Origin of the sequence: Dyella sp. (genome assembly GCF_051962475.1) — a bacterium.
Taxonomy (GTDB): domain Bacteria; phylum Pseudomonadota; class Gammaproteobacteria; order Xanthomonadales; family Rhodanobacteraceae; genus Dyella_A.
In genome coordinates this window covers 17,309-27,523 of the sequence record NZ_JBQCCF010000065.1, presented here as the reverse complement: position 1 = coordinate 27,523, position 10,215 = coordinate 17,309, and the positions used below count along the sequence as shown (strand labels likewise).

12 protein-coding genes are annotated in these 10,215 nt (G+C 66.2%); 8 read left to right on the top strand and 4 right to left on the bottom strand.

The genetic code is table 11. From position 1 onward, the window contains the following. Positions 1 to 201 precede the first annotated feature (201 nt). On the bottom strand, positions 202 to 399 hold the full coding sequence (locus ACTHJF_RS14555) for a hypothetical protein (RefSeq protein WP_440267747.1): 198 nt from the start codon (positions 397 to 399) through the stop codon (positions 202 to 204). A 108-nt stretch (positions 400 to 507) separates the two neighbouring features. Beyond that, the gene (locus ACTHJF_RS14550) at positions 508 to 702 is read right to left on the bottom strand and encodes a rubredoxin (protein WP_431635584.1); all 195 of its coding nucleotides are present in this window, start codon (positions 700 to 702) and stop codon (positions 508 to 510) included. 104 nt (positions 703 to 806) lie between these two features. Here ACTHJF_RS14550 and thiE point away from each other — a divergent pair, with 104 nt between their 5' ends. Both thiE and hemL read left to right on the top strand, forming a co-directional pair. Beyond that, the gene (gene thiE, locus ACTHJF_RS14545; protein ID WP_440267746.1) at positions 807 to 1,424 is read left to right on the top strand and encodes a thiamine phosphate synthase; all 618 of its coding nucleotides are present in this window, start codon (positions 807 to 809) and stop codon (positions 1,422 to 1,424) included. A 16-nt stretch (positions 1,425 to 1,440) separates the two neighbouring features. Then, a complete protein-coding gene (gene hemL / locus ACTHJF_RS14540) occupies positions 1,441 to 2,724 on the top strand; it encodes a glutamate-1-semialdehyde 2,1-aminomutase (protein WP_440267745.1) in 1,284 nt (427 codons plus the stop codon). 6 nt (positions 2,725 to 2,730) lie between these two features. Here the strand turns inward: hemL and ACTHJF_RS14535 are convergent, their stop codons facing one another. Together ACTHJF_RS14535 and ACTHJF_RS14530 are read right to left on the bottom strand one after the other, a co-directional pair. Continuing rightward, positions 2,731 to 3,153: a VOC family protein gene (locus ACTHJF_RS14535; RefSeq protein WP_440267744.1), complete on the bottom strand. Its 423-nt coding sequence runs from the start codon at positions 3,151 to 3,153 to the stop codon at positions 2,731 to 2,733. Further along, positions 3,150 to 4,397, bottom strand: a complete 1,248-nt coding sequence (locus ACTHJF_RS14530) for an acetylornithine/succinylornithine family transaminase (RefSeq protein WP_440267743.1) — start codon at positions 4,395 to 4,397, stop codon at positions 3,150 to 3,152. Before ACTHJF_RS14530 ends, ACTHJF_RS14535 begins: the two co-directional genes overlap by 4 nt. 346 nt (positions 4,398 to 4,743) lie before the next feature. Between ACTHJF_RS14530 and ACTHJF_RS14525 the strand changes: the two genes are divergently transcribed. The 6 genes from ACTHJF_RS14525 to ACTHJF_RS14500 all read left to right on the top strand — a co-directional run bounded on the left by ACTHJF_RS14525 (position 4,744) and on the right by ACTHJF_RS14500 (position 10,214). Continuing rightward, the gene (locus tag ACTHJF_RS14525) at positions 4,744 to 5,274 is read left to right on the top strand and encodes a hypothetical protein (protein ID WP_440258918.1); all 531 of its coding nucleotides are present in this window, start codon (positions 4,744 to 4,746) and stop codon (positions 5,272 to 5,274) included. A 4-nt stretch (positions 5,275 to 5,278) separates the two neighbouring features. Beyond that, entirely contained in the window at positions 5,279 to 5,896 is a 618-nt protein-coding gene (locus tag ACTHJF_RS14520; protein WP_440267742.1) for a hypothetical protein, read from the top strand. Positions 5,897 to 5,925: 29 nt separating this feature from the next. Then, complete coding sequence (locus ACTHJF_RS14515) at positions 5,926 to 7,197, top strand: adhesin (protein WP_440267741.1); 1,272 nt, start codon at positions 5,926 to 5,928, stop codon at positions 7,195 to 7,197. A 125-nt stretch (positions 7,198 to 7,322) separates the two neighbouring features. Further along, a complete protein-coding gene (locus ACTHJF_RS14510; RefSeq protein ID WP_440267740.1) occupies positions 7,323 to 8,030 on the top strand; it encodes a C39 family peptidase in 708 nt (235 codons plus the stop codon). Between the two features lie 51 nt (positions 8,031 to 8,081). Then, on the top strand, positions 8,082 to 8,855 hold the full coding sequence (locus ACTHJF_RS14505; protein WP_440267739.1) for a hypothetical protein: 774 nt from the start codon (positions 8,082 to 8,084) through the stop codon (positions 8,853 to 8,855). A 36-nt stretch (positions 8,856 to 8,891) separates the two neighbouring features. Beyond that, a complete protein-coding gene (locus ACTHJF_RS14500) occupies positions 8,892 to 10,214 on the top strand; it encodes a hypothetical protein (RefSeq protein ID WP_440267738.1) in 1,323 nt (440 codons plus the stop codon). Position 10,215 lies beyond the last annotated feature (1 nt).

Below are 10,215 nucleotides of genomic sequence, written 5' to 3'. Positions count from 1 at the left end.
ACACAAGTCACCTGCGCACACTGTCAAAGATCAATCACTTGCGATCCGTTTCTCGAATCGCCCCGAAGCATTTCGCCCCGGGTGAGCCGCACATTCTACATCGATCTTCCACCTCGTCAACACCTTCGCGAAATGTTTTTTTCGCGCTGCCGTGAGGCGATGGAACCCTCGCAAGAGCGGCTGCTCGTTGAGGGGCGAGAATCATAGCGCCGAGCGCCGCGGCTGTGAAGAGGGTGCGAACAAATTTTGCTGGTCGCGTTGACCGATCCCGTTGGGCCCGGGCTCTTGCGGGGCATCGCAGTGAGCGCACGCCATGCCGGGTTGATAGGGAACGAGGCGATGTCCGACGAAAGCCTCGGCCATCGCCCAGTCGTCTTCGAAGGGAATGAACTGCTGCATGTCGATGCTCCTCAGCAAGCGCCCTCGAGGGCGCAGGTGCATCACATCATCGACAGCGGCCCCCGCCGTGGCGCCTTGGGGCAACGACGGGGCGGATTGGGGCGGGACTCAGTCGACTTCGATCATCTCGAAGTCGTCCTTGGTCGCCCCGCAGTCCGGGCACGTCCAGGTATCCGGCACATCTTCCCAGCGCGTACCCGGGGCAATGTCCTCTTCCGGCAGGCCAAGCGCCTCGTCGTAAATGAAGCCACAAACAACGCACATCCACTTGCGCGATGCCGATCCGGTGCTGCCCTGAGTCATTGCGTATCTCGTAACTAAGAAGAGGTGGACAGCCATTCTCGCAACTCGCACGCTGCGGCGAAAGGCGCACGCGCGCGACGGCGTTCGGGCATCATGCCGACCCCATGAGCGCACTCCCTCGTAACGGTATCTATGCGATCACCGATGGGCAGCCCCATCGGTTGATCGAACGCAGCGAACAGGCCCTGGCTGGTGGCGTCGCCATGATCCAGTACCGTGACCTGAGCGACGACCATCCTCGCCGTCTCGCTGAAGCAGGCGCGCTGGCTGCCCTGTGCGCCCGCTACAGGTGCCCGCTGATCATCGATCACGACATCGCGCTCGCTCGCGCCGTTGGCGCAACGGGCGTGCACCTGAGCCAGGCCGATGGCGGCCCTGGCGCGGTGCGTGCCGTGCTCGGCGCCGATGCCATCGTCGGAGTGTCGTGCTATGCCTCGGCGGAACTGGCCACCGCCGCGGCGCGCGCGGGCGCGAGCTATGTGTCGTTTGGCGCGTTCTTCCCCTCACCCACCAAACCCGATGCCGGGCGAGCGCCTTTGGATCTGTTGCGGCAGACGGCCACGCTTGGCATTGCGCGGGTGGCGATCGGCGGCATCACCCCGGACAATGGAAGGCTGCTGATTGACGCTGGCGCCGATTTCATCGCCACCGTCTCGGCCCTTTACAGCGCCAGCGACACACGCGCCGCAGCGGTCGACATGGCCGCGCTCTTCACCGCCTGAACTGGACACCTATCTGATGAACAACCACGAGCTCTTCCAGCGCGCCCGCCAGCTGATGCCCGGCGGCGTCAACTCCCCCGTGCGCGCATTCAAGTCGGTCGGCGGCGAGCCCTTCTTTACCACCCGCGCTGACGGCGCCTACCTTTGGGATGTCGAGGGCAAGCGCTATATCGACTATGTCGGCTCGTGGGGACCGATGGTCGCCGGCCACAATCATCCGGCCGTGCGCGAGGCGGTGGAACGCGCCATACGCAACGGCTTGTCCTTCGGCACGCCCTGCCCGGCCGAGGTCACAATGGCCGAGACGATCACGCGCCTGGTGCCCTCGATGGAAATGGTGCGCATGGTGAACTCCGGCACGGAAGCCACTATGTCAGCGATCCGGCTGGCGCGCGGCACCACCGGTCGCAGCAAGATCGTGAAGTTCGAGGGCTGCTATCACGGACACGGCGACAGCTTCCTGGTGAAGGCCGGCTCGGGCGCACTGACGTTTGGAGTGCCGACCTCGCCAGGCGTGCCCAAGCAGAACGCCGATCTCACGCTCACCCTTCCCTACAACGACCTGGATGCGGCCAAGGCACTGTTCGCCTCGCAGGGCAACGACATCGCCGGCCTGATCATCGAGCCGGTGGCCGGCAACATGAACTGCATCCTGCCCCGCGACGGCTATCTGCAGGGCCTGCGCGACCTGTGCGATGCCCACGGTGCGCTGCTCATCTTCGACGAAGTGATGACGGGCTTCCGCGTGGCGCTGGGCGGTGCGCAGACGCACTATGGCGTGCGCCCGGACCTCACCACGTTCGGCAAGATAATCGGCGGCGGCATGCCGGTGGGCGCGTACGGCGGCCGACGTGACCTGATGGAACAGGTGGCACCGTCCGGCCCCATCTATCAAGCCGGCACGCTGAGTGGAAACCCGGTGGCAATGGCCGCCGGCCTGGCGATGCTGGACGTGGTGCAGGCCCCCGGCTTCCACGACACGCTCGCCAGCCGCACCCGCCTGCTGTGCGATGGGTTGCAGGCGGTCGCCGAGGGCGAAGGCGTACCGTTCAGCACGACCTGTGTCGGCGGCATGTTCGGCCTGTTCTTCACCGCCGAAAAGGTGGAGACCTTCGCGCAGGCCACGGCAGCCGATACGGCGATGTTCAACCGCTTCTTCCACGGCATGCTCGCCCGCGGCGTCTATCTCGCACCGTCGGCGTTCGAGGCCGGCTTCATGTCCAGTGCGCACAGCGATCAGGACATCGCCGACACCCTGCAGGCCGCGCGCGAAGCACTGCGCGACGCTCGCGCCGCCTGAGCAGGCCTACCAGCTGCCGGTATTGGGCATGGATGCCCACGGTTCGGCCGGTGCCAGTGCCTCGCCCGCCTGCAACAGCTCCACGGAGATCAGGTCGGGCGAGCGCACGAACGCCATGTGCCCATCGCGCGGCGGTCGATGGATGGTGTAGCCCATCGACTGCAGATGGGAGCAGAGCGCATAGATGTCCGGCACGCGAAACGCCAGATGGCCGAAATTGCGCGCCGAGCCGTAGTCCTCACTGGAATCCCAGTTGTAGGTCAGCTCGATTTCGGCCTCCGGGTTCTCCGACGCGGCCAGAAATACCAGTGTGAATTTCCCCGCCGGCACGTCGCGGCGCCGCACCTCGTGCAAACCGAGGCCCTCGCAGTAGAAGCGCAGTGACGCCTCGAGATCGCGCACGCGCACCATGCTGTGCAGGTATTTCATCGCAACACCTCCGCTGGCGCCGGCGCCTGTACGAACTCCAGCAACGCCGCGCGCAGGCGCCGCAGGCCCTCGGCCACGTCCTCGTCGGCCAGGGTCAGCGGTGGCACGAAGCGCAGCACGTCCGGTCCGGCCTGAAGCAGCAGCAGACCGTGGGCAGCAGCGTAATCGATGATCTCGCCCGCGCGTCCCTTCCAGGCATCGGCCAGCACCGCGCCGATCATCAGGCCGCGGCCGCGTACCTCGGCAAACAGGCCCAGCTCATCGTGGATCGAGGCCAGGCCTTTGCGCAGGTCGTTCGCCTGGCGCTCCACGTTTAACAGCACTTCGGGCGAGGCCAGCTTGGCCAACGCCACGCGTGCCACCGCCGCACCCATCGGATTGCCGCCGAAAGTGGTGCCGTGCGCGCCGAACTGCATCACCTCGGCCACCTTCGGCCCGGCCAGCATGGCGCCGATCGGGAAACCGCAGCCAAGCGCCTTGGCCAGGGTGACGATGTCGGGAACTACGTGATCCTGCACGTGCGCGAACAGCGTGCCGGTGCGCCCCATGCCGCACTGGATCTCATCGAGCACCAGCAGCGCATCGTGTGCATCGCAAAGCTCCCGCACGCGACGGATGAAGCCAGGCGCCGCCGGCAGCACGCCACCCTCGCCCTGCACCGGCTCGAGCATCACCGCGGCCACGTCGCCCCCGGCGAAGGCTGCCTCCAGTGCGCCGGCATCGTTGAAATCCAGGTAGCGGAAGCCGGCAGGAAGGGGTTCGTAACCTTGCTGATATTTCGGTTGCGCCGTGGCGGTGACAGTGGCCAGCGTGCGCCCGTGGAACGAGCCGCGGAACGTGATGATGGTGCGCCGCTCCGGCCCGCGTCCCTGAGCGGCCGCCCATTTGCGCACCAGCTTGATCGCTGCCTCGTTGGCTTCGGCACCGGAGTTGCAGAAGAACACGCGTTCCGCGAAGCCCGATGCGCGCACCAGCTCTTCAGCCAGGCGCAGCGGCGGCTCGGTGTAGAACACGTTGGAGCTGTGCCAGAGCTTGTGTGCCTGCGCCGTCAGCGCGGCAATGAGATCCGGATCGGCATGGCCGAGCGCATTGACGGCGATGCCGGCGCCGAAATCGACATACTCGCGACCTTCGGTGTCCCATACCCGGGCACCTTTGCCATGGTCGAGTATCAGGTCGCGCGGCTTGTAGACCGGCAGCCAATAGCGTTTGCCGAGGTCGATCAACGAATGATGGGCGTGCATGGGAGTCCGACAGGCGCAGCAGAGGCGCCACTTGCTGGAGGGTTGGCGCGCCATCGTAAATCCAAGCCTCCTGCCTTGCATCACGACGGCCTGACGATGCGCCGCTCGGGGGGTGTAAACCGGATTGCCCCTGTATCACTCCTGTTACACCTGCCGGGAATCGCCCGGCAACCGTTGCTCGACCTGACTTTCGCGCACCAAACGCACCCGCCAGGGCTGTAAATCCTGTTACACCTCCGGCCACGGCCGAGGCGCCGGCCATCGGCGGGAAACCGCGCCACTGCGCCAACCGGCGTGGGTGGCACACCGTTTGCTCCTTCCCTTCCGCACCAAGGGGAGAAGCGGCATGTCCATTCGTCCGAACGTTCTGATCAGCGCGTGCGTCAGCGGCGGTGCCATCGCCCTGGCCGTCGCCGGCCTCGTGCTCCCAGCGACGGTTGTCGCCGCCGACGCACATCGCGCGGTGCAGGCCAAACCCGGCGAGATCGTCATGCTGCGCAATGTCGCCACGCGTCCGGCCTATCGCCAGGCGCCGCCCGGCATGGCCCTGATCGTGAACCCCTCACCCAAGCACGAGATCGACAGTGCGCTGGGCACCGGCGAGCTCTCCGACGCGGACTACGCCAGCCTCGATGCCTCGCCCGGCGCCGGCCAGACCCACGCCACCACCGTCGAGCACATGGTCGGCAACGCCCTGGGCGGCGCGCTGGGAGCAGGCCCGAGCGGGCGCAACGAGGTCGCCTCCAATGGCATGAGCCAGGTCATCGCCGGCCCCATGGGCGCGGTCGGCGGCACGACGCGTGGCATCGGTGATCAAGTGCAGGGAGCGCTTTCGGCCCTTCCGGGCATGACCGCGCTGCCGGCGGCGGGGCACTGAGCCCATGCGCAAGGCGCTCACCCTGATCGTGTGTGTCCTCGCCGCGGCTTCGGCCCGCGCGGGCAACGACGATTACGCGGCAATGCTGGGCTACTTGGCCAACAGCCGTATCGACGGCAATGCCCTGCGCGGCGCCACGGGCGCCAGCGCGGTGAACCTGTCCGCCGGAGATTTGAACCAACAGGCCAACCTGCGCGCGTTCGCCAGCGGTGGACAGGCGCAGATCCAGGCCTTGCAGTTGCAGAGCGACAACCAGGCCGACCGCCCTCGCGCGGCCAGCGCCAGCATCGGCGGCAACGCCTATGTGGGCGGCAGCGGTCTGGCCTCCATCAATCAGGCCAGTGGCAGCGGCAACGCGCAGCTCAATGCGGTGTCGGCCGAGCTGGCTTCTCAAGGGATACGCGAGACGACGGATGGCGCTCTGTCCGCCGCCGTTTCCGCGTCGGCAGGGGGGCAGCAGGTGGGCAACACCGCCGCGCCCGGCGGATCGATGCGCAGTGTGGCGGTCGAGTCGTCGGCGATGCGTGGTTACCAGGGAGTGCTGCAACTCAATCAGGCCGCGGGTTCAGGCAACGCCACGGGCAACCAGCTCGTGCTCGCGTTGCCCGCCACACCGCGGTAACACAACGCGACACCAGGAGAGATGACACCATGAACACGACAATCAGGAAAACGCTGTTGGCGCTCGCCATCACGACGCTGTTCGGTTCGGTGACGGCGTACGCCCAGGAAGGCCGCGATGACCATTCCCACAACTCGGGAGTGCGCTTCGACAAGAAGGTAAAGCTCGACTCGGACATCTCCATCTCGGGCGACCCCAGGGTCCGCGGGCGCATCGACATCGACTCGGCGGCGATCGCCATCGTCGACAACGCCCAGACCAACGGCGGCAACGACGGCAGCAACACGAACCTCAGCAACAGCGCGTCGGCTGCAGACAACGTCGCCCAGGGTGCCTCGGGCAACATCGGCGTCAACATCGGCGCGGGCGACAACAATCAGCAGGACAACGCTGCGGCGCTGTCGGCCACCGACGCCAGCTTCGCCTTCGGCATGGCCGACGGCGAGGTCTTTGTGAACCAGCAAGGCGCGTTCAACGACACCATGAACGCCGGCGTCACCAACGCGGCCGGCCTGGGTGGCAACGCGTTCCAGAACGCCTCGGGCAACCTCGGCGTGAACGTCACCTCCGGCAACAACAACCAGCAGAAGAACGCGATGGCTGCCTCGGTCGCCACCACGCGCTTCGCGCAGGCGACGGTGTCGTCCAACCAGGCATCGGCCCACAACACCGTGAGCAACGCCGGGTTCGTGCAGCAGTACACCGATACCGTGGACGTTTCCATGAGCGGCGACGTGTCGGGCTACTCGCTGGGCTACGGTGCGGGCGGCTACGTCGGCTCGTCCTACGGCAGCTACTCCGGCAGCACCTCGTCGACGCTCCAGGGCACCGCCGACCAGATCGGCAATGTGTATCCGGACATGTGGTCCAACAGCCCCAATGACGATCCCACCCACGCCCACCCGGGCAATGGCTTCGTCGGTCACTTCGACCTCGACACGGATACTCAGGGCGGCTCCGACCTCAATGGCGACGGCGGCGCACTGGCCTTTGGCGTCAACGGGTCCAGCAGTGGCAGCGAGAGCGGCACCACGCATGCGCATGAAGGTGGTCAGCTCGGCTTCGTCGAGCTGTCGGCGAACGACCTGTACGCCGACCTGAGCGGCACCGTGACCACCACGCGCTGGGTGATCAACGACGCGACCAACACCGCCAGCCTCAGCGGCAGCGCGTTCCAGAACGCCTCGGGCAACATCGGCATCAACGTGTCCGCAGGCACCGGCAACCAGCAGGCCAACAGCCTGGCAATGGCCGTGGCACAGCCGAGCGCCGGTGGTGGCGGCGGCGGGGGCGCCGAGTAAGCAAGGCACGGCTGCCATCAGGGCAGCCGACGAGGGCGGTGATCCGGAAGGAGTCCGGGTCGCCTGACGGAACCCCCCGGCCCGTCCCCTGCGGGCCGGGGGACTTCCTCGAATCGGGAGTCCCCATGCGCTATCGAAACGCTACGCTGCTTGCCTCCCTGTTCGTGCTGGCACTGGCCGCATCGCCAGCCAGCCGGGCCGGCGAAGTGCGCTTCGATGGCGTGCTGCCCAACGGTGCCCCCTACGTGCGTAACGTGGAGAGCATGCAGGAAGGGCGCTATCGCAACATGGTGCGCCAGCACACCGATTACAGCTGCGGCGCGGCGGCGCTCGCCACCGTGCTTCGCTATGCCTACCACCTCAACGTCGATGAGACGACGGTGATCCAGGGAATGATGGGCGTGGCCGACGAGGCTGTGGTGAAGCAGCGCGGCTTCTCGCTGCTGGACATCAAGCATTACGTGGAGTCGCTCGGCATGCGCGGCCGTGGCTACCGCATCAACGAAGCGCGCCTGCGCACGCTTCGCGTCCCCGGCCTGGTGCTGATGGACGTGCGCGGCTTCCGCCATTTCGTGGTGCTCAAGCAGGTCCGCGGCAACATCGTGGAACTGGCCGACCCCATGCTCGGCAACCGATCCATGAACCTCCCCGACTTCCTGGCGGCCTGGCCGTCGCGGGCGGTGTTCGTGGTGATCGGCAACGACTTCGATCGCAATACCGTTCTGCTCCAACCCACCGACAAGGCCAGTGCCCGCGCATTGTTCGCGCGACAGGGCCCGATCACCGACGCCGAGTTGCTCGACTTCGGTTTCAGCCATGCGGATCTGTTCTAGGCGGCCAGCCTGCACCGATCCCGGCAGTCATGCATTGCACGGACTAGCGCCATGAAACACACACGACTTTTCATCCTTGGTGCCAGTGCGCTGGCACTCAGCCAATGGGCGAACACCGCGCGCGCCGAGAGCGCTCCACCGGGCAGTGGCCTGGAGGAAATCTCCGATGCCGAATTGGGCGACATGCGCGGCCGCTATACGCCTGGTGACAACACCGTCGCCTGGTTCGGGGTGAAGATGATCTCCACCTGGCAGACCACCGCGGGCCAGGTGCTCGAGGGGACGATGGCGCTATCGATGGATCTCGCCAAGTCGAAGCCGACCGTAAGCTTCGTGCCATCGGTGAGCATCACCCAGATCAACGCACCGCCGCCAGCGCCCTCCACTGACCCCTCGCGCCATATCGACGCAAGCGGCCTGGCCAACGTAGCTGGCGTGACACAAAGCGTGCAGGTCGCCGGCGACAGCAATCTCGCCAGCAACGTGACGCGTCTGAGCGTTCAGGACGGCGGCACCGTGCCGGCTACCGACGGCCCCTCGTCCGGACCGGATATGGCCAGTGCCTACGCGGACGGCGCAAGCGCCGTGGCGAGCTTCGACGGCAACAGCGCAAACGTCCTGCTCACCATCGATGGACAAGGCGCCGTGTCGCAATGGATCCACAACGGCAGCATCGGCCAGAGCGTGCAGTTGGCCGCGGACAACCAGTGGGTCAGCAATCGCATGGAGATCGATCTGATCCGGCAGTCGATGGCTGCCAACACGCAACTGGCCCAGAACGTGGCGCAGTCGATCGCTCTTGCCCGGGGCATTGGCTTGCGCTGAAACCAACGCCGGATGCCCGGCACAGGGGAGATCCTCATGGAAAAGAGCTTATTGGCGAGTGCCGTCATCTGCGCACTCGCCCTCACCACGACCACGCTGCATGCCCAGGATGCAGGAACGGCGGCGACGCCGCAGGATCAGGCCGATGTCGCCGCCCTGGTCAATGAACTGCAGACGCTCAAGAGCAGCTATGCCCAGGAGGTGCGTCGACTGCGTGAGCTGGACATGCAGGTGCAGGCCCTGCAGGCGCGACTGCAGGGCAAGGTGCCCGCAACGAAGCTTCCTTCTGAGCCCGCGGCGCAGCCGCTGGCTTCGGCAGACACCACGCCACGACCGCAGACGGCACCCAGTGCCGGCAACGAGGCCGGCACGCAGGCGGAGGCGGAACAGGCCAAGCCCACGCGCAGCATGCAGGACGCGCTGCTGCAGGAGCACGCCGTGTTCGATCGCAAGCTGACCATCGAAAACAGCCTCAGCTACAGCCGCTACGACCGCAAGCAACTCACGCTCAACGGCTTCCTGGCGCTGGACGCGATCTTCCTGGGCAACATTGCCATCGAGAACGTCGAATCCGACTCGCTCACGTATGACCTCGCCGCCCGGTATGGACTCAGCCCACGCTGGACGCTCAACGTGGACGTGCCCTATCTCGGCCGCAAGACGGTCTACCAGAAGGGCGGCGCGGGCGGCTCGGCAGCGGCGATCGCCGAGGAACAGACCACCGGCAGCGGCATTGGCGACATCAGCCTGAGCGCGAACTACAAGCTGTTCGCCGAAACCGGAGCGATCCCCGATACCGTACTCACCTTCGGCGTCACCGCTCCCACCGGCCAGGCGCCCTACGGCATCGACTGGAAAGTGATCGAGCGCGACAACGACCAATACATCCGCTTCGCGGTGCCCGAGAAGCAGCCCACAGGCAATGGACTGTGGCAGGCGAACATCGGCGCCTCGCTGGTCAAGACCATGGACCCGGCGATCATCTTCGCCAACCTCGGGTACATCCATTCGTTCGCGCGCAGTTTCGGCGACATCGATACCGATCCGCAGACGCGCAACCCAGGGCGGGTGAAGCTGGGCGATTCGTACTACTTCGGCGCCGGCGTCGCCTTTGCGTTCAACGAGCGGACGAGCCTGAGCCTGTCGTTCAGCGACAAGCTCAGCGCCAAGGCGTCGCTGCGCAACAAGGACACCCCCTGGACGAAGATCATCGGCAGTGACGCCAACGCCGCCACGTTCAACATGGGCGTGACGTACGCGCTGAACCAGCGCACCACGATGGTGACCCTGCTGGGCATCGGCCTGACACCGGATGCGCCGGACTACAGCATCACCTTCAAGATTCCCTACATGTTCTGAG